Genomic DNA, 18,852 nt, shown 5'->3' on the forward strand with positions numbered 1-18,852 from the left:
AGGGGCGGCACCGGGCTGGGCCGGGAGCGGGAGGGGCCGCCCCCTTGCCCGCCCGTCCCGCCCCCGGGGGGCGGCCCCGCCGCCCAAGGGGGCTAGGGAGAGGGGGAGGGAGGCCCCGCCGCCCAAGGGGGCTAGGGAGAGGGGGAGGGAGGCCCCGCCGCCCAAGGGACCGGAGTGAAGCGGCGCCGGCCAAAGGGGCTGGGGCGGTCGAACAAGGGGGCTCGGGCGCCAAGGGGGGCGGAGCTCCTGGTTAAGCCGTACGCCCCCATTTCGCCCTGCGCGCCTCCCGCAGCACCTTCGCCCTGCGCCACCCCGTGAGCCGGTCCGGGTAGATCGCCCCGTCCAGGTGGTCGCACTCGTGCTGGAGGCACCGGGCGAAGAACCCGGTCCCCGTCACCGTCACCGGCTCGCCGGTGAGCGTGAAGCCCTCCACCACCGCGTGGTCGAAGCGCGGCGTCCCCGCCTCCAGGCCGGGAAGGGAGAGGCACCCCTCGGAGCCCCGCACGACGGGCCCGTCCGCCTCCACCAGGCGCGGGTTGACCACATGCCCGAGGTGGCGGACCTCCTCGTCGTCCGGGCAGTCGTAGACGAAGACCCGCAACGACTCCCCCACCTGGTTGGCCGCGAGGCCGACGCCCTCGGCCGCGTACATCGTCGCGAACATGTCCTCGACGAGCCGGGCCAGCGAAGGACCGAAGTCGGTGACGGGCTCGCACGAGGCGTGCAGGACGGGGTCGCCGTGCAGCGTCATGGGGCGTACGGTGCCGGAACTGCCGGGAATGGGGCGGTGTCGCATGGCCGCAAGCGTACGTTCCGCCGCGCGTCACGTACCGTCGAGGCTGGTCCGCGCCCTTCCCCATGGGTGCCGCGGTTCGGGCAGACAGCGGGACCTCGATAGGCTGAGCCCGGACTGTTGACCGGTGGACCTGGGGCAAGTGCGGCGCCGGATGCAAGGAGGATCAGTGACGATGGCAGGCAACACGGAGCCGTTGTCGCCGCGGGCCAAGCTGGCCGTGACGGCAGGCAAGGCCGCGGCGGCGGTGTCCCGCGCCGCGGGACGCGGCAGCGGCTCGGTGATCGGCGGAAAGGTCGCGCTCAAGCTCGACCCGGACCTGCTGGGACGACTCGCGAACCACCTGGACGTGGTGCTTGTCTCGGCGACCAACGGCAAGACGACGACGACCCGGCTGATCGCGGAGGCCCTGCGGGCCAGCGGTCCGGTCGTGTCGAACGCGCTCGGCGCGAACATGCCCGCGGGCATCACCTCCGCCCTCGCGGGCGGCTCGGACGCCAAGTACGGCGTGATCGAGGTCGACGAGAAGTACCTCGCGGGAGTGGCCCGTGATGTGACGCCCAAGGCGATCGCGCTGCTGAACCTCTCGCGCGACCAGCTCGACCGCGCCGCCGAGACCCGCATGCTCGCCGAGAAATGGCGCGAGGGTCTGGCCGGTTCCAAGGCCGTCGTCATCGCCAACGCCGACGACCCGCTGATCGTGTGGGCGGCGTCCTCGTCGCCGAACGTGGTGTGGGTGGCGGCCGGTCAGGAGTGGAAGGACGACGCCTGGTCGTGCCCCTCCTGCGGCGGTGTGATGCAGCGTCCCGGCGACGACTGGTTCTGCGGCGAGTGCGGCTTCCGCCGCCCGACCCCGAGCTGGGTGCTCTCCGGCGACCATGTCCTGGACCCGCACGGCAGCGCCTGGCCGATCCACCTCCAGCTCCCGGGCCGCGCCAACAAGGCGAACGCGGCCACGTCGGCCGCCGTCGCGGCGACCTTCGGGGTGCCCCCGCAGGTGGCGCTGGAGCGCATGTACCAGGTGCAGGCGGTGGCCGGACGGTACGACGTCGTCCAGTACCAGGGCCGTGAACTGCGGCTGCTGCTGGCGAAGAACCCGGCCGGCTGGCTGGAGACCTTCTCGCTGATCAACCAGCCGCCGACCCCGGTGATCCTGTCCGTCAACGCCCGCGGCGCCGACGGCACGGACACCTCCTGGCTGTGGGACGTCGACTACACCCGGCTCGCCGGTCACCCGATCTTCGTGCTCGGCGACCGCAAGCTGGACCTCGCGGTCCGCCTCGAAGTCGCGAACCTCCAGTTCCGGGTCTGCGAGACGCTGGACGAGGCCGTGCAGCTGGCGCCGCCCGGGCTGATCGAGACGATCGCCAACTACACCGCGTTCCAGGACCTCCGCCGCCGCGTCGGCAACTGACAGAAACCGCAGGGACATGACTCGAATGAACGACAGCAGTCTGCGGCTGGTCTGGATCTACCCGGACCTCCTCAGCACGTACGGCGATCAGGGCAACGCCCTCGTCGTCGAGCGCCGGGCCCGCCAGCGCGGCCTCGACGTGCAGCGCGTGGACGTACGCAGCGACCAGCCCGTGCCCACCTCGGGCGACATCTACCTGATCGGCGGCGGTGAGGACCGCCCGCAGCGTCTGGCGGCCGAGCGGCTGCGCAAGGACGGCGGGCTCAGCCGGGCCGTCTCCAACGGCGCGATCGTCTTCTCGGTGTGCGCCGGGTACCAGATCCTGGGCCACGAGTTCATCAACGACCTCGGCCAGCGCGAGCAGGGCCTCGGTCTGCTCGACGTGATCTCCACCCGCGGTGAGGGCGAGCGCTGCGTCGGCGACGTGCTCGCCGACATCGACGCCCCGCTGAACCTCCCGCAGCTCACCGGCTTCGAGAACCACCAGGGCATCACCCACCTCGGCCCCACCGCCCGCCCCTTCGCCCGCACCCGTCTGGGCAAGGGCAACGGCACCGGCGACGGCACCGAAGGCGCGTACAACGACACCGTGTTCGGCACGTACATGCACGGCCCCGTGATGGCCCGCAACCCGCAGATCGCGGACCTGCTGCTGAAGCTGGCCCTCGACGTGAACGCGCTGCCGCCGACCGACGACCGCTGGTACGAGGCGCTGCGCGCCGAGCGCATCGCCAGCGCCACGCAGCCCGCCTGAGCGGCACCACGAACACCCCCTGTGCGGCAGCGCTCAGCCCCTTGAGCGGTGCCGCACAGCCCGTCTGACGCCGTTTCACGTGAAACGTCCATCAGTCGGACGCCCGGTTCGGTCCCGTCACCCCGCACTTGTAGGGTGACGGGACCCCGCCCGGACGACGTGGTCCGGTCATTCGGCCCACGTTGCAAAGGTTCTCGCGCCATGCGCATTGGTGTCCTCACCTCCGGCGGCGACTGCCCCGGCCTGAACGCCGTCATCCGCTCCGTCGTCCACCGCGCCGTCGCCGACCACGGCGACGAGGTCATCGGCTTCCACGACGGCTGGCGGGGCCTCCTCGACTGCGACTACCGTCCCCTCGACCTGGACGCCGTGAACGGCATCCTGGCCCGCGGCGGCACCATCCTCGGCTCCTCCCGCGTCCAGCCCGCGCACCTGCGCGGCGGCGTCGAGCAGGCCCGCGGTCACGTCACCGACCTCGGCCTCGACGCGATCATCCCGATCGGCGGCGAAGGCACCCTCAAGGCCGCCCACCTCCTCTCCGAGGCGGGCCTGCCCATCGTCGGCGTCCCGAAGACGATCGACAACGACATCGCCTCCACGGACGTCACCTTCGGCTTCGACACCGCCGTCGGCGTCGCCACCGAGGCCCTGGACCGCCTGAAGACCACCGCCGAGTCGCACCAGCGCGTGCTGATCGTCGAGGTCATGGGCCGCCACACCGGCTGGATCGCCCTGCACTCGGGCATGGCGGCCGGTGCGCACGCGATCGTCGTGCCGGAGCGGCCCTTCGACATCGGCGAGCTGACCGAGCTGGTCGGCAAGCGCTTCTCGGCGGGCAAGAAGTTCGCCATCGTGGTCGTCGCGGAGGGCGCGAAGCCGCGCGAGGGGTCGATGGAGTTCGACATCGGCAAGACCGACCAGTACGGGCACGAGCGCTTCGCCGGGGTCGCCAACCAGCTCGCGATCGAGCTGGAGGAGCGCCTGGGCAAGGAGGCCCGCCCGGTGATCCTGGGCCACGTCCAGCGCGGCGGCACCCCGACCGCGTACGACCGTGTGCTGGCGACCCGGTTCGGGTGGCACGCGGTGGAGGCGGCGCACCGCGGCGAGTTCGGCATGATGACGGCGCTGCGCGGCACGAACATCGAGATGGTGCCGCTGGCCAGCGCGGTCGAGGAGCTGAAGACGGTTCCGGCGGCGCGCTACGAGGAAGCGGAGTGCGTCCTGTAGGCCCGATGGACTCCTGAGCCTGCCCCCGGTCGCGGACGCGGCCGGGGGCGGTTCTACTCTGGACCGGACAACCGGCACGAATCAGGAGTCAGCGGATGGACCACAGCGGGCACGGCATGAACATGGATCTGCCGCCGTTCACGCTGGGACGGGGCCTGGAGCTCTCCCCCGATCCCTTCTTCCTGATCGGCTGCCTGGCGGCGCTGGCCCTGTACGGGTGGGGCGTGGTGCGGCTGCGCAGGCGCGGCGACGACTGGCCGGTCGGCCGTACGGTCTTCTTCGTGATCGGTGTACTGACGGTGCTCCTCGTCATGTGCACCAAGCTCAACGACTACGGCATGGTCATGTTCAGCGTGCACATGGTGCAGCACATGATCGTCAGCATGCTCTCGCCGATCCTCCTGCTGCTCGGCGCACCGATCACCCTGGCGCTGCGCGCGCTGCCGGTGTCGGGGCGGGGCCGCAAGGGGCGCAAGGGGCCGCGCGAGCTGCTGCTCGCGCTGCTGCACAGCCGGTACATGAAGATCATCACGCACCCGGCGTTCACGATCCCGCTGTTCATCGCGAGCCTGTACGGCTTCTACTTCACGCCGCTGTTCGACATGCTCATGGGCAACGCGGTCGGGCACATCGTGATGATGGTGCACTTCCTGGCCGTGGGTCTGGTCTTCTTCTGGCCGATCATGGGCGTCGACCCGGGGCCGCACCGGCCCGGTTACGTGATGCGGATGCTGGAGCTGTTCGCGGGGATGCCCTTCCACGCGTTCTTCGGCATCGCCCTGATGATGGCCTCGCAGCCGATGGTGGAGGCGTACAAGAACCCGCCCGCCTCGCTGGGCATCGACGCGCTCGCCGACCAGAACGCGGCGGGCGGCATCGCCTGGGCGTTCAGCGAGATCCCGTCCGTGCTGGTGCTGATCGCGCTGGTCTTCCAGTGGTACCGCTCCGAGCAGCGCGTGGCGCGGCGCTCGGACCGGGCGGCGGACCGGGACGGTGACAAGGAGCTGGCGGAGTACAACGCGTACCTGGCCTCGCTCCGGGCACGCGGCGGCCAGTCGTAGCGCCAGTGTCGGCACGGCTGTAGCGGTGGCGCGCCCCGGCGGGTGACGATGACCCTCCACTCGTAGGTGAGGGGGCGCACATGAACAGTTCGCCGAAGTCGATGGGGGCGCTGACCGTCGGGATGCTGGTCGTGGTGACGGCCTACACGGCGGCGATGGGCAGCAACGGCTGGCTGTGGTTCGGCTGGGTGGTGCTGCTGCTGGCCACCGTGGGGACCATCGCGACGTCACGGGGCCGCTGATCGGGCTGCGGGCGCGGTTTGCGACGCAGCTGCGGGCACGGCCCCGCGACGTACCGGAGTCAGAAGCGGAAGACGGGGCCCGTCGCCGCGTCGAGTTCGCAGGCGTTGCCGAAGGTCTTCTTCCAGTGCACGGTGCGTCCGCGCCAGGTGCCGTCCGCGGTGGCGGTCACCGGGTCGTACTGCTTGGTGCAGGGGTGCGGGTCGCCGGGCAGCGCGTCGAAGCTGCCGCGCGCCCAGGTGAGAGCGTCGCACGCCGCCCGTGCGGTGGGGTGGCCGCCGCCCACCGGGGCCGAGCAGTGCAGGCCGACGCCCCGGATCCAGGTGTTCTCGGCACCGCTCACGGTGAGCAGCAGCCCGTGCTTCGGCGTCGGGTGGGCGTCGGCGGCGGCGGTCGCGGGGGCGAGGGCGAGCAGCGCGAGGGCGGCGAGGGCGGTGGTCCGGATGGGGTGCATGCGTCTCTCCAGGGACGGGAGCGGGGTGTCCGCTCTCCGAGGACGGGAGCGGGGCTGTCCGCACGAGCGCACCCGTCGCACCCCGGCGTCCGCAAACGGCCGCGCCGTGCGGGTCGCCCGCCCGGTGGAGCGTTGTGGGCCGTCCGGCCCTGCTCATTCGGTCCCGAGGACGCCCGTCGGTGACGTACCGTAATCCCATGATCGTCTTTGTCCCGGCCGGAATCTTCCTCCTGGCGCTGGTCGTCGGCATGCTGCACGACCGGCGGCGGCTGCGCAACGGCTTCTATCTGGTCTTCGCCCTGTTCTTCGCCCTGGTGGGCGTGATGCTGAAGGCCGGTCAGAAGCATCCCGCGCTCGCGGCCGGCATCGCCGCGGGTCTCCTGCTGCTGGCGCTGCTGTCCGCGCTGGTGCTGGCCTGGTTCCTGGTGCGGAACGGGCTGACGATGGTCCGCAAGGAGGGCCGCAGTCCGGCGAACCTGCTCTCGCTGCTGGCGGGTCTGGGCATGATCGGCCTCGGCGCGATGCTCGTCGCCTCGCTGGTGACGGGCTCGCGCGCGCTGGGCACGGTGACGGTCGTCGCGGTGCTGGTGGTCGGTTACGTCTCCTTCCTCTTCACCTGCTTCCTGCTGTACGCGCTGCTGTACGGCTGGTTCAAGCCGCGCGGCCGCATCGACTTCGTGGTGGTGCTGGGCTCCGGACTGATCCGCAACAAGGTGCCGCCGCTGCTCGCGAGCCGCCTCGACAAGGGCCGCAGGGTGTACGAGTCCCAGGTGGCTGCCGGGGGCAGCCCCATGATGCTGACCTCGGGCGGACAGGGACCCGACGAGGACCGGCCGGAGGGGCAGGCGATGGCCGAGTACCTGGTCGAGGCGGGCGTCCCGGCCGACCGGATCGTGCAGGAGACCCAGTCGCGGACCACCGAGGAGAACCTCGCCTTCAGCGGCGCACTGATGCGGGACGTGGACCCGGGCTACCGCTGCGTGGTCGTCACGAACAACTACCACGCGTTCCGTGCCGCCCTGATGGCCCGCAAGACCGGTATCAACGGGCAGGTCGTGGGCTCGCGGACGGCCCGGTACTTCTGGCCGAGCGCGATCATCCGGGAGTTCGCGGCGGTCTTCATGCAGCACAAGGTGGTCAACTTCGGGATGTGCGCACTGCTGGCCCTCATGGGCTCCCTGACCGGGCTGGCCTAGGCACCACCGGTCCCCGGCGGTCGGCGCGGCGCGGGCTCGCCGACGGACCGGACTGCCGCCCGCACCGAGCGCCTTCTGCACCGGGGCGGGCGGCGGCGGGGTCAGGAGGCGGGGGTCCGACGCCTGAGGTCGCGGGCGAGGATCGCGTACAGCAGCGCGGAGACGACGAGGCCGACCGGCAGGGCGAGGTCGATGCCGCCGAGGGCCTCGGAGATCGGGCCGGTGTAGACGTTGTTGACGCACAGGGCGGACACGGCGACGCCGACGACGAGGGCCACCGTGCCGGCCGGGTTGAACCCGCCGGTGAACCAGTAGGGGCCCTGCGGGGATTCGTCCATCAGGGCGGTGCCGTCGTAGCGGTTGCGGCGCAGCACGATGTCGGTGGCGTAGACGGCCATGGCGGGGCCGACGACCACGACGGTGACTTCGAGGGCGTGGTTGACGGTGTCGAGGAAGCCCGCGGTGAGGAGCCCGTACAGGGTCAGGGCGACGGCGGCCACCCCGTCGATGAGCACGCTGCGCGAGCGGCGGATGCGGATGCCGACGGCCTGCAGGGCGAGGCCCGCGCTGTACGAGGTCAGGGCGTTGATGGCGATGGTGCCCAGGACCAGGGCGAGCAGCAGGATCGGGCCGAACCAGCCGGGCAGGATCTCGCGCAGCCCCGCCTGCGGGTCCTCCATGTCGACGGCGGTCGCGGCGAGGGCGCCGAGACAGCCGATGGCCGCGCCGGGCAGGAAGCCGCCCAGGGCGGTCCAGCCGACGACCGCCCGGGCGGAGGTGGTGCGGGGCAGGTAGCGGGAGAAGTCGGCGCTGGTGGTGTACGAGAGCGGGGCGGACCCGATGAGGGTGAAGCCGCCGATCAGCACGGACCACAGCGCGGCGCCGGAGAGCGGCTCGGCCGGGGTGTAGGAGTAGTCGGTGTGCTGGAAGACGCCGATGGCGACGACGACGAAGACGGCGGCCAGGGTGAGCGTGATCGGCAGGTACAGCTTCATGATCATGCCGTGGCCGTAGACGCCGATGGTCAGGGTGAGCGCGGCGATGACGATCACGACGACGATCTTCACGAAGGTGCTGGCGCTGATGCCGACCATCTCGACCAGGGCGAAGGCGGCCGAGGCGGCTGCGGCCAGGTTGATGGCGAAGTAGCAGACGGAGATCAGCCAGCCGACGATCGCGTTGTTCACGCGGTTGCCGAGGACTCCGTAGATCGCCCGGGTGATGACCTCGCTCGGGGTGCCCGCCGCGGGGCCGGATATCGCGAGCAGTCCGGTGAGCAGCCAGAGCAGGTTGCCCGCGACGATCACGGCGACGGCCTGCCCGAGGGAGAGGCCCATGAGGATCATGGAGCCGCCGGTCACCAGGTTCAGGTAGGTGACGTTGGCCGCCGCCCAGACGGAGAAGAGCTGCCGGGGGCGGCCGTGGCGCTCCCCGTCCGGGATGTGGTCGATGCCGTGCGCTTCGATGCGGCCCGCCCGTTCCGAGGGTGGCCGGGGCTCCGAATCCTCGGCTCGGGCGCCGGACTTCGGGTCGGGAATCGTGGACGCCATCAGGCCCCTCCAGTGTGCTGTTCACCCACTGCTTGCTTGTTGGTCGCACACTCAATAGCATCGATTCCATGCCGTCAAGCATCGAGAACAAGCGAATCCGCAAATCTCCCGCGTCCAGACGTGCGGAAATCGTTGCGGCGGCCTCTGTCGTTGCTCTGACCGAGGGACTGGAGCGGATCACGCTCCGGCGGATCGCCGACGAACTGACCGTGCGACCGGGTCTGATCAGCCATTACTTCCCGGCTGTGGAGGATCTGGTGGCGGAGGCGTACGGCAGTGCCGCCGATGCGGAAATCGAAGAGCTGCTGCCCGCCGAGCGGGCGGGTGCGACCCCGACCCAGCACCTGGCGCGCTTCCTCCAGCTCGCTGCCGGTGAGGCGTACGACGACATCAGCCGCCTCTGGCTGAACGCCCGCCACCTCAGCCGCTACCGCCCCGCGTTGCGCGAGCGGGTCGCCGAGCAGGAGGACGCCTGGCGCGACCGGCTGCTGGCGCTGGTCCGCGACGGTGTGGAGCTCGGCGAGTTCCGCACCGAGGACCCGCTGGTGTCCACCATCCAGATCATGGTCGTGCTCGACGGCCTCGGCATGCTCGTCAACGGCACCTCCCCCGACAGCGACCCGCCCGAGATCAAACGTCTGCCGCTGACCACGGCGGAACGCGTCCTCGGCCTGCCCTTCGGCGCCCTGTCGGCCGCCCCTGACCCGAACTGACCACCACCGGCCAGGACTTCACCCCCCCTGCGCCGGACCGACCGCCACCGCCCAGGACTTCGACCGCAGCCCCCCCCTCAGCACGTGGAACCAACCGCCTCAAGGAGCTTTTGTGCGCACGTCCCTCATCCTGCTCTCGGCCCGCCTGCTCGACCCCGCGACGGGCGGCTTCCTGCCGCACACCGCGCTCGCCGCGGCGGACGGGCGCATCACCGCCCTCGGTGACGACACGGAGATCCGCGCCCTGGCGGACGCCGGGACCACGGTGATCGACCTGAAGGGCGCGGTCGTCACCCCGGGGCTGGTCGACGGCCACATCCACCCGGTGCACGGCTCCGAACTCACCGGCGGCCTGGACCTGTCGGGCTGCACCGACCTGGAGCAGACCCGCGAGGCCCTCGCGGGCGCGGTCCGCGGCCTGGCCCCCGGCGACTGGCTGCACGCCTGGGGTCTCGACCCGAACGTCTTCGGCGAACAGCCCGTCGGCACCGCCCCGTTCGACGCGGTACTGGGTGACGTCCCCGCGTTCCTCCTGCTCTTCGACGCGCACTCCGCACTGGCCAGCCGCCGTGCGCTGGAGCTGGCCGGGGTCGACGGGCCGCGCACCTTCGACCAGGCCACCGCCGAAGTGGTGTGCGACGCCGACGGCCGGCCCACCGGTCTGCTCCTGGAGGAGGCCGCCTGCGAACTCGTCGAGAGCGTCGCCCCGCAGCCCACCCGTGAGGAGCGCCGCGACCGGCTGGCAGCGGCCCTGCGCGCCATGGCCGCCGCCGGGCTGACCGGCGGCCACGCCATGGACGCCAACGGCGACAGCCTCGACCTCATCGCCGAGCTGGCCGAGGCGGGCGAACTGCCGCTGCGGCTACGGATCGCCCCCTGGTGCCAGCCCGGCACCGACGCCGACGGCGTACGCGCCCTGATCGAGCAGCAGGGCACGGGCGGCCCGCTGTGGCAGGTCGCGGGCGTCAAGATCTTCATGGACGGGACCATCGACAACGGCACCGCCTGGCTGGAGCAGCCGGACTGTCACGGCGAGTCCCGGCACGCCTTCTGGCCGGACCCCGAGGAGTACACCCGCATCGTCGCGGAGCTGCACCGGGCGGGCGTCCCCACGGCCACCCACGCGATCGGCGACGCGGCGGTACGTCACGTCCTGGACGCCGTCGAGAAGGCACAGGCCGAGTTCGGGACCGGGCCGCGGCACCGGGTCGAGCACATCGAGACCGTCCCGGACGACACCCTGCGCCGCTTCGCCGGACTCGGCGTCGTGGCCTCGATGCAGCCCACCCACTGCTGCGACTTCACCCGGGCCGACCACACCGACAACTGGTCCCGCCGCCTGGGCGAGCCGCGCGCCTCGGACGCCTGGCGCTGCCGCGACCTGCACGACTCCGGCGCGGTGGTGGCCCTCGGCTCCGACTGGCCGATCGCCCCGTTCCCGCCGCTGGGCGTCATGGCGGGCGCGATCCACCGCCGTCCGACCCGCGACCTCACCCAGGACCCGCACGGCCCGGAGCAGGCACTCACCGCGCTGGAGGCGCTGCGCGGCATGACCGTCAACGCGGCGTACGCGGCGGGCGAGCAGGACGAGGCGGGCCGCCTCGCCGTCGGCCACCGCGCCGACCTGACGGTGCTCGGCGCCGACCCGCTGTCGGTCCCGGCCACCGAACTGGCCGACGTACCGGTACTGCTGACCGTCCTGGACGGCACCCCGACGCATCGCGCCGCGGGGGTGTGAGGCACGGCCACGCCCCGGGCGCCGGGGACGCGCCGCTCAGGGCGTGGCGGCCGGGGCGGTCCGGGTCAGTACGCAGGCGTGTGCGGGCAGGGACATCGCGTCGGTCTGGAGCTGGAAGGGCAGCAGGGGGCCGACCGTGAACCCCTCACCGGTGAAGACGTCGGCCAGGCCCTCGGGGGTGAGCGGCTTGAAGGGGAAGGCGTTCACCCGGCTGCCCCGGAGGTAGAGGGTGCCGCCGGGGCGCAGGACGCGGGCGGTCTCACGGGCGTACGCCGTCCTGTCCTGCGCCCCGAGGTGGTGGAAGCAGCCCCGGTCCACGAGGAGGTCGAAGGCGGCCTCCGGGAAGGGCAGCTCGCGTACGTCCGCCTGCTCGAAGGCGGGCAGCGGCCCGGGTGGGTTCTCCTCCGTCACGCGCAGGGCGGCCAGGGCGACGGCCTCCTCGCTGAGGTCGATGCCGGTGACCCGGTATCCGGCGGTGGCCAGGGCGACGGTGTCCCAGCCGGTTCCGCAGCCGATGTCCAGGGCGGTGCGGTCCGTGCCGGGACCGTGGGCCGCGAGGAAGCCCACCAACTCGGCCGAAGGATGGCTGAGTTCCCAGTAGGCGTGGTGGTCGCCGTTGCGGTAGCTGCGGTTCCAGTCGAGGGCGGTGGTCGGCGTCGTCATGGTGGGCGCGTCCTCCGGTTCCGGGTCGGGCGGGGTTTCGGCCGGCCGGGGTGCGCCGGGTGCGTCATCGACGCGCGGGGACGGCCGCGGCCAGGGTGATGTAGGTGTCGGTGATCGTGAGGGAGTCCCCGGCCAGCGCCGGGCTGCATCCGTAGACGTGGTAGCGGGGCCAGGCGGGCACCAGTGCCGGCGCGTGGGCCGCGGCGGGTGCGGGGTGTCCGTGGCCGGGGCCCCGGTGCAGGTAGGGCCCGGAGCCCATGACCGTTTCCATCCGCACCCCGGGCACCCGTGCGAGGTCGTCCGCGGACACCTCGGCCGCCGTGTGCAGCGGCCGGATCGACAGGCAGGCGTCGAACCGCTGCGAGGTGCCCACGTCGTAACGGACCTCGACCGCCTGCGTCTCCCGGGTGGCGAGACCGCACGAGAACACCAGGGCGGTCAGGTCCCGCCAGGTGTCCATCCAGGTGTTCTCGCCGCCCGGGCTTCTGAGGCTGAGTACGAGCAGGGGGCGGGCCCGCACCACGGACCAGTTCGGGGAGCCGAGGGCTGCCTGCTCCACGGGGCTTTCGGGCGTTCGCAGGAGTGTCGCGTCGTGCACTGGGGGTCCCGTCGATAGGGCGGTCGGACGTGGCGTTGTCGACCCTAGGCGTCCGGGGTGAACTCCAGCAGGCAGTATCCGGACGGTGTCGGGCGCACGTCCCGCAGGGTGAGACCCGCCGCGGCCCCCAGCGCGCGGAACTCCTCCTCCGTCCTCTCCTTGCCCCCCAGCAGGGCCATGTACAGGTCGAGCGAGGGCACCAGCCGGGGTGCGCCGCGCAGGAACTCCGCGACGACGACGCGCCCGCCCGGACCTGCCGCGCGGGCGCAGCGGCGCAGGATGTCCGCCGCCCCCGACCCGTCCCCCCAGCCCATCACGGTGGACTTGACGAGGTACAGGTCGGCGCCGGGCGGCAGCGGGTCGAACATCGATCCGGCGAGTGCGGTGGCCCGGTCCGCGAGGCCTTCCTCGGCGAACCTGGCGGAGGCGGTGCGTGCCGCGCGGGCGTGGTCGACGAGGGTGCCGTGCAGGTGCGGGTGGGCCCGCAGGAGACCGGCCAGGAGCGCACCGCTGCCGCCCGCGACGTCGGTGACGTGCGCGACGGTCTGCCAGTCGTAGGCCTGGAGGATCTCGGGCAGCGTCCAGGCGGTAAGGGACGCCATCAGGTCGTCGTAGGCGGCGGCGCGTTCGGCGTCGGTGTTGAGGTCGTCGAAGAAGGAGCGGCCGAACGTGGGGGTGTAGGCGTCCGCTCCGGTGCGGACCGCGAGCAGCAGGGCGCTGAGTCCGATGTCGTACTGGCCCATTCCTCCCTCGATGTCGAGCCAGGGGTGCAGGGTCATGGGGTGGTCGCGGCGCAGGCGGTGCGAGAGTTCGGTGTTGCGGTAGCGGTGGGGGCCGTCCGGTGCGAACACGCCGCGGGCCGCCAGGTGTTCGAGGAGACGCCCGACGGTGTCGGGGACCGCACCGCTGTGGCGGGCGAGGTCGTCGACCGTGACGGCACTGTCACCGATGCGGTCGGCGAGCGTGAGGGTGGCTGCCACCCGCATGGCCCAAGGCGTCACCAGGTCGGTGAGGACGTCGAGTTGCCGGGCGACGTCCGTCGTGGTGGTGGTGGTGCTCGTACTCACCGTGTGCTCCTTCGCGAGGGGGAGGGTGTGCTCGTACGTGATCGACGCGCGGCCCGGTCAGCGCTCGCGGCCCGCGGGTTCCAGCCCGCGCAGGAGCTGGGTCTCGTGGTCGATGACGGAGTGCACGGCGTCGTGCAGTGCGGCGGCCAGGTCCGTGCGCAGTCCCGGGACGGCGGCGGCCGCCTCGCCGTGCAGCAGCGGCAGGCGGGCCTCGACCGCCGCGGCCTCCACCTGCCGTTCGGGGGTGCCCGCCAGGAGGTGTTCCTCGCGTGCCCGCAGGGCGTCGGCGAGCCGGCCCAGGGCGGTCCCGGCGGGCAGCAGCGTCGCGACCAGGTGCTGCCACGCGGCGGCGTCGGCCGCCGCCTGCGGGACGGCGTCCGTGACCCTCGGGTCGTCCAGCAGGGCGGCGGCCTCGCCGAGGAAGATGTGGAACATGCCGCGGAAGCCGTCGCCGCCGGTGCCCGCCAGGCACAGGTCGACGAAGGCCTTCGCCAGGGTGTCCACGACGACGTCGGGAGCGGCACCGTCGTGGACGACTGGAACAAGCCGTTCCGCGAGCAGGTGCAGGCCCTGGATGCCGAGGGAGGAATTGGCCGGTTCCAGGCCCGCGCGGGCGGCGGCCGCCAGGGCCTGCCGGAGCCGGGTCCCGGTGGGCGGGACGGCGTCGGCCCAGGGGGCCCGTACCAGAGCGTGCCGGGGCGGGAAGGGCTGGTGCCGGGAGGCCCGCGCCGCGGCCAGTTCCTCCGGGGCGAGGGTGCACAGCCGCGCGGGCCGGTCGGACACCCGCCACCAGCCGCTCTCCTCGTCGGCGCCGACGACCAGGAGGCAGTGCCCGCCGAAGTGGTGCTCGGCGCTGAAGTACGGCAGGTAGTGCATGTCGGCGTAGACGATCGCCAGGCGGTGCACGGCGAGTTCCGCGAGGAGCTGGTCGTGGGCCTCGCGCGGGTCCGTGGTGGTGGCGATGTCGAGTTCCAGGCCCACGCCGGCCGCCATGCGGCGGGTGAAGACCGGGAAGGGGTCGTTGCGGGTGGCCAGGAACGGGGGCGTGCCGGGCGCCGTGGCGACGTACATGAAGCCGATGCCGCCGCCGAGGCCGAGCAGCATCTCCTCGCCGATGTCGAGGCCGTGGGCGTGCAGTGCCTTGTGGAAGACGGACGTCTCGCAGTGGATGCCGCCGAACGGCGGCTGCCTGAACGTCCCACCGTTCAGGGCTTGGTGTGCCTTGCTGCCGGTGGCGGGGGCCATCGCCATGCTGGGTCCTCCCCTGGCTGGTGCGGCCGCTGGTGGGCTGCGTCACGGATCGGTCCGTGAGTCTGGCAGCGGCGGGCGGCGGCGGCCCAGGGGCGGTGACCCGGTTCTGCGGCATGGTCACCTGGCGGCCGTGCGCTCCGGGGGAAGTTGACCGTGGTGGTCATGCCGGGTGCGCTCGTACGGCGGGGGCGGGCCGGGACAGGGCGGGGCCGGTCAGGGGACGGGGAGGTGGAGGTCGACCCAGGACTCGTCGGCGGTCGCGGTGCCGAGGCCGGACCGGTAGGTCTCGTAGAAGGGCGGGCGCGGGCAGGGGGCGACGACGCCCTGCTCCTGGAAGGCCGTGCTGTCCAGGGAGCGCCGGTAGGTATCGGAGAGGCTGTCCAGGGGGCCGTGGTGGGTGGTGCGCCAGGCCCACACGGGCCCCAACGTCTCGTAGCGGACGGGCAGTTCCCCGCCGGGCAGCCTCGGGAGCACGTCCGGCCCGGCCCCGGGCACGGCGACGCAGGCGTCGTAGCGCAGGAGGTCCGCGGGGACGTGCGCGGGGTCGTCGTAGACGACGCCGATCAGCTGGGCGCCCCGGGTCAGCCCGCAGGCGTCGGTGTAGCCGGTCAGATCGCGCCAAGTCCGCTCAAGTGTACGGAAACTTCCCACATGTCGAAGTGATATCACCGGCAGCGGGCCGAACTGGACGAACGTGAAGGTTCGTTGCCCTGCTGCCACCACGGTTTCACGGAGGGGCGTCGCACTCATCTCGGTGCCGTCCTTTCCACGCATGCCCTCTGGCTTCACCAGGTCTTCCGGGTCTACGGAACGGTATCCCCGCGGGGCCGAACACATGTCCTGCGATTGGCTTTGGAATGACTTTGACACGATATTTTCGGGTGGCAGGATCGGACCCAAGTTGCCCTTGGCCACCCTTGGCACTGGATACCATCGTTATCCTTCATCCCGGCCATCGGGGGGCGCCAAGTGCCGGACCATCCGCCGGGAGAACGCGCGGGGCGCAGTGCGATGCGCGTGACCACCGTGGCACTTCACGACCGCCGGGTGCTGGTCGCCATTCCGCACATCGTGGCAGGCCTGCGGGATGCGTCGTGCCCCGTCGACGTCGAGGCGATCGCCCGGCAGGTGCACACGGCGCCGCATTACTTCCGGAAGATCTTCCGTGACGCGACCGGCGATTCGGTGCAGCGGTACGTGCGCCGCCATCGCCTGGACGTGGCGGCGTACCGCCTGGTCTTCACCGACTGGCCGGTGCACGAGGTGGCCGCCCGGTGCGGCTACTCGGCGCACGCGCCGTTCACCCGGGCGGTCCGCGAGGCCTTCGGGAGCACCCCGGCGGAGCTGCGCAGACGCGAGCCGAGCGCCCCGTGGCCGCTGTCGGGACCGAGTTGCACGGACCTGGTCGAGATGGACAGCGGCAGTTGCCTGCTCGCCTTCCTGCGGCACTTCGGCAACCACGCCTCGCTGGCGGGCCGGTGGCGGCAGCTGCGGGACTGGCTGGAGGCCCACGGGTACGAGGCGGACGCGCAGCGGCCGTTGGAGATCACCCACGACGACCCCGACTTCTACCAGGACTCCTCGATCCGGTTCGACGTGGGCACGGTGGTGCCCCGGGAGTTCGTGCCCGCGGACGGCATCGGCCTTCAAGTGGTGCCCGCGCAACGGCGGTTGCGGATCACGCACACCGGGCCGGTGCATCTGGTTCCCTACACGTTCATGCATCTGGCGGTGAGCGCGGTGATGCTGGGCCTCTACGACGGCGACCGGCCGCCGATGCCCTACCAGGTGGAGTACGAACGGATTCCGTGGTGCAGGCCCGAGGTCAGGACACAGGCGTGGGTGAGCCTGCCACTGGGGCCTGCATCCGGGCGGTGAGCGGGAGCAGGACGGCCGCCCGCGCTGTCGGGTCAGCCGCCCGCCTCGGCGGCCATGCGGCGCTTCACCGGGGGCAGGCGGTCGATCATGCGGAAGGTGGCGAGGGTCATGGCCCTGCTGAGGGCGTTCTCCGCCAGGGAGCGCTCCAGGTTCTTCTTCGAGGACAGCACGGCGTTCGCCGCGTAGCCGCGCATCGCCGCCTCGTACTCCCCCACGGCCCGTTCGAGCACGGCCTGTTCGGGCCGTGCGCCCTCGGTGGCGGCCAGTCGGCGGCTCAGCAGGTCGGCGTCGCGCAGGGCCATGTTGCCGCCCATCCCCCCGAGCGGGGTGGCGCAGTGCGCGGCGTCGCCGACCAGCGTGACCCGGGACGGCTCCCAGTGGGGTACGGACGCGGCGCTGCGCACCGGCAGGGCGGTGAGCGTGCCCGGGTCGGCGTCGGCGACGGCACGGCGCAGTGTCGGGTGCCAGTCACCGACCAGGCTCCGTACGGCGGGGGCGAGTTGCGGCGGCCCGCTGAGACGGGTGTCCGGCGGCAGGCCGAGGCGCCCGGGGGTCGCGGTGACGGCCCACATCAGGTAGTCGGTGTCGGTGTCGAAGAGCAGGTCGCCGCCGGCCGGCGGGAGGCCGAGGGCCTTGCTCGGTTTGGTGCGGTACTCGTGCGCGGCGACGAACATCCGGGAGCCCTGCGGGCCCATCACGATGTGCGCCGAGGCCAGCAGCGGGGGGTGCATCCAGGCCCGCAGAGCGTCGTCCAGGGGGAGTTTCCCGGCCACGCCGATCGCTCCGGTGTCCGCCACCCTTATGCGGGGCAGTCGTTGGGCGCGTACCCGTGAGCGGCTGCCGTCCGCGCCGACCAGGACGTCCCCCACGGCCCGGGACCCGTCCGCGAAGTGCGCGACGACCCGTCCGTCGGCCCGCTCCTCGTACCGCTCGTAGTGGCGGCCGAAGACGACCGTGTCCTCCAGGCCCCGCAACAGCAGGTGCCGCAGCGTCACCCGGCAGACGGACCGGTGGGTGCGGGAGGGGTCCGGGTTCCTCGGCCCTTCGAGGCTGAGCAGCGGACGCAGCCGGTGGTCGGTGAAGCACAGGCCCGTGCCACCGCTGCCGCTGGTGTCCAGGAAGAGTGCGAACAGTTCCTCGCCGAGGCAGCCGCGCAGCGCGGCGGTCCCGGACGGGTTGATGTGGATGCGATAGCCCTGCGCGCGGTCCACGGGCGTGGTGTCGCGTTCGTACACCTCCACCTCGATGCCCTGACGGCGCAGCCCTTGGGCGAGGGTCAGTCCGGCCAGACCGGCACCGATCACCAGAACCTTGAGCGCCTTCCTCGGCATGGCGTCTCCTTCGGTCGGTGAGGACTCCCGGCGTGACCGGGCCCCACCGTGAGTGGGTTCGAACGGTCTCCCAACATGCGGCCGCCCGGCGCGCGGGGTAAGCCGCGGTCGTGAGCTTCTGCGTGCGGGTCAACTGCGAAGGTGCCTGCCGTGGCGGGACTTGACCGGCCGACCCTTCCGCCGGGCGACGGCGGTGGGCGGCAGTGGCCTGCGCTAGCGTTCGCGGTCATGGCGAACGATCTGCTCAAGGAATTACGAACCGGCTTGCGGGACCTGGCGGAGCCGTCCGTACGGGCGCAGCAGGAGCGGGTGCTCAGCCGGTCGGCGGACGACGAGATGCTCGGCGTACGGGTACCGGCGCTGCGCAGGCTGGCCCGGACGTACCGCGGTCTGCCGCTCGACGACGTGGACGTGCTGCTGCACAGCCGGGTCCACGAGGAGCGGTTCGCCGCCCTGCTCGTCCTGGCCGAGCGCATGCGCACGGCGCGCGGCGCGGAGCGCGGGCAACTGCTCGACTTCTATCTGGCGCGTACCGACTGCGTGGACAACTGGGACCTGGTGGACGGCTCCGCGCACCTCGTGCTGGGGCCGTGCCTGGTGGACGGGGACACCCGGCTGCTGGACGAACTGGCCGCGTCCTCCTGGCTGTGGGACCGCAGGATCGCGGTCCTCGCCACGCTGGCGCTGATCCGTCAGGGGCAGTACGCGTCGACGTTCCACCTGGTGCTCGCGCTGCGGCAGGATGCGGAGCCGTTGATCCACAAGGCGCTCGGCTGGATGCTGCGGGAGATCGGCAGGCGGGACGAGCCGGTGATGGTGGCGTTCCTGGACCGGCATGCCGACGCCCTGCCCCGCGTCACGGTGCGCTACGCGACGGAGCGGCTGGCACCGGCGGAGCGGGCCCGGTTCGTGAAGGGCCGGTAG

Annotated in this window: 19 protein-coding genes; 10 read left to right on the forward strand and 9 right to left on the reverse strand. The window is 72.3% G+C overall.

Annotated features, from left to right (window positions below):
- Positions 1–250: 250 nt before the first annotated feature.
- On the reverse strand, positions 251–796 hold the full coding sequence (gene def / locus ACIO3O_RS33240) for a peptide deformylase (protein WP_401752405.1): 546 nt from the start codon (positions 794–796) through the stop codon (positions 251–253).
- Positions 797–968: 172 nt separating this feature from the next.
- On the opposite strand from def, the gene ACIO3O_RS33245 reads away from it, so the two are divergent.
- From ACIO3O_RS33245 to ACIO3O_RS33265, 5 genes are all read left to right on the forward strand, one after another.
- Entirely contained in the window at positions 969–2,207 is a 1,239-nt protein-coding gene (locus tag ACIO3O_RS33245) for a MurT ligase domain-containing protein (protein WP_401752406.1), read from the forward strand.
- Between the two features lie 25 nt (positions 2,208–2,232).
- The gene (locus ACIO3O_RS33250) at positions 2,233–2,961 is read left to right on the forward strand and encodes a type 1 glutamine amidotransferase (protein ID WP_401752407.1); all 729 of its coding nucleotides are present in this window, start codon (positions 2,233–2,235) and stop codon (positions 2,959–2,961) included.
- Positions 2,962–3,162: 201 nt separating this feature from the next.
- Entirely contained in the window at positions 3,163–4,188 is a 1,026-nt protein-coding gene (locus ACIO3O_RS33255) for a 6-phosphofructokinase (protein ID WP_401752408.1), read from the forward strand.
- Positions 4,189–4,283: 95 nt separating this feature from the next.
- On the forward strand, positions 4,284–5,249 hold the full coding sequence (locus tag ACIO3O_RS33260; protein ID WP_401752410.1) for a cytochrome c oxidase assembly protein: 966 nt from the start codon (positions 4,284–4,286) through the stop codon (positions 5,247–5,249).
- A gap of 80 nt (positions 5,250–5,329) precedes the next feature.
- The gene (locus tag ACIO3O_RS33265; RefSeq protein WP_401752412.1) at positions 5,330–5,491 is read left to right on the forward strand and encodes a hypothetical protein; all 162 of its coding nucleotides are present in this window, start codon (positions 5,330–5,332) and stop codon (positions 5,489–5,491) included.
- Positions 5,492–5,550: 59 nt separating this feature from the next.
- Here ACIO3O_RS33265 and ACIO3O_RS33270 read toward each other — a convergent pair whose 3' ends face one another.
- Positions 5,551–5,943, reverse strand: coding sequence for an SSI family serine proteinase inhibitor (locus tag ACIO3O_RS33270; RefSeq protein WP_401752414.1), 393 nt, complete (start codon positions 5,941–5,943; stop codon positions 5,551–5,553).
- Between the two features lie 197 nt (positions 5,944–6,140).
- On the opposite strand from ACIO3O_RS33270, the gene ACIO3O_RS33275 reads away from it, so the two are divergent.
- Positions 6,141–7,139: a YdcF family protein gene (locus ACIO3O_RS33275; protein ID WP_401752416.1), complete on the forward strand. Its 999-nt coding sequence runs from the start codon at positions 6,141–6,143 to the stop codon at positions 7,137–7,139.
- Positions 7,140–7,240: 101 nt separating this feature from the next.
- On the opposite strand, the gene ACIO3O_RS33280 is transcribed toward ACIO3O_RS33275, so the two are convergent.
- Entirely contained in the window at positions 7,241–8,689 is a 1,449-nt protein-coding gene (locus ACIO3O_RS33280; RefSeq protein ID WP_401752417.1) for a purine-cytosine permease family protein, read from the reverse strand.
- A gap of 68 nt (positions 8,690–8,757) precedes the next feature.
- Between ACIO3O_RS33280 and ACIO3O_RS33285 the strand changes: the two genes are divergently transcribed.
- Positions 8,758–9,402, forward strand: a complete 645-nt coding sequence (locus ACIO3O_RS33285) for a TetR/AcrR family transcriptional regulator (protein WP_401752419.1) — start codon at positions 8,758–8,760, stop codon at positions 9,400–9,402.
- Positions 9,403–9,514: 112 nt separating this feature from the next.
- Positions 9,515–11,140, forward strand: coding sequence for an amidohydrolase (locus tag ACIO3O_RS33290; protein ID WP_401752420.1), 1,626 nt, complete (start codon positions 9,515–9,517; stop codon positions 11,138–11,140).
- 36 nt (positions 11,141–11,176) lie between these two features.
- Here ACIO3O_RS33290 and ACIO3O_RS33295 read toward each other — a convergent pair whose 3' ends face one another.
- From ACIO3O_RS33295 to ACIO3O_RS33315, 5 genes are all read right to left on the reverse strand, one after another.
- Positions 11,177–11,803, reverse strand: a complete 627-nt coding sequence (locus ACIO3O_RS33295) for a class I SAM-dependent methyltransferase (protein WP_401752421.1) — start codon at positions 11,801–11,803, stop codon at positions 11,177–11,179.
- 64 nt (positions 11,804–11,867) lie between these two features.
- Positions 11,868–12,362 carry a hypothetical protein gene (locus ACIO3O_RS33300; protein ID WP_401752422.1) on the reverse strand — a complete coding sequence of 165 codons (495 nt, stop codon included), beginning with the start codon at positions 12,360–12,362 and terminating at the stop codon, positions 11,868–11,870.
- An 83-nt stretch (positions 12,363–12,445) separates the two neighbouring features.
- Positions 12,446–13,468 carry a methyltransferase gene (locus tag ACIO3O_RS33305; RefSeq protein WP_401752423.1) on the reverse strand — a complete coding sequence of 341 codons (1,023 nt, stop codon included), beginning with the start codon at positions 13,466–13,468 and terminating at the stop codon, positions 12,446–12,448.
- Positions 13,469–13,525: 57 nt separating this feature from the next.
- Positions 13,526–14,719, reverse strand: a complete 1,194-nt coding sequence (locus ACIO3O_RS33310) for a BtrH N-terminal domain-containing protein (protein WP_401752425.1) — start codon at positions 14,717–14,719, stop codon at positions 13,526–13,528.
- A 213-nt stretch (positions 14,720–14,932) separates the two neighbouring features.
- Positions 14,933–15,556: a GyrI-like domain-containing protein gene (locus ACIO3O_RS33315; protein ID WP_401752426.1), complete on the reverse strand. Its 624-nt coding sequence runs from the start codon at positions 15,554–15,556 to the stop codon at positions 14,933–14,935.
- A 189-nt stretch (positions 15,557–15,745) separates the two neighbouring features.
- Here ACIO3O_RS33315 and ACIO3O_RS33320 point away from each other — a divergent pair, with 189 nt between their 5' ends.
- Complete coding sequence (locus ACIO3O_RS33320) at positions 15,746–16,597, forward strand: GyrI-like domain-containing protein (RefSeq protein WP_401752428.1); 852 nt, start codon at positions 15,746–15,748, stop codon at positions 16,595–16,597.
- A gap of 32 nt (positions 16,598–16,629) precedes the next feature.
- Here the strand turns inward: ACIO3O_RS33320 and ACIO3O_RS33325 are convergent, their stop codons facing one another.
- Complete coding sequence (locus ACIO3O_RS33325) at positions 16,630–17,928, reverse strand: FAD-dependent oxidoreductase (protein WP_401752430.1); 1,299 nt, start codon at positions 17,926–17,928, stop codon at positions 16,630–16,632.
- 228 nt (positions 17,929–18,156) lie between these two features.
- Between ACIO3O_RS33325 and ACIO3O_RS33330 the strand changes: the two genes are divergently transcribed.
- Complete coding sequence (locus tag ACIO3O_RS33330; RefSeq protein ID WP_401752432.1) at positions 18,157–18,852, forward strand: DNA alkylation repair protein; 696 nt, start codon at positions 18,157–18,159, stop codon at positions 18,850–18,852.

The organism is Streptomyces sp. NPDC087440, assembly GCF_044744005.1.
Lineage (GTDB): Bacteria > Actinomycetota > Actinomycetes > Streptomycetales > Streptomycetaceae > Streptomyces.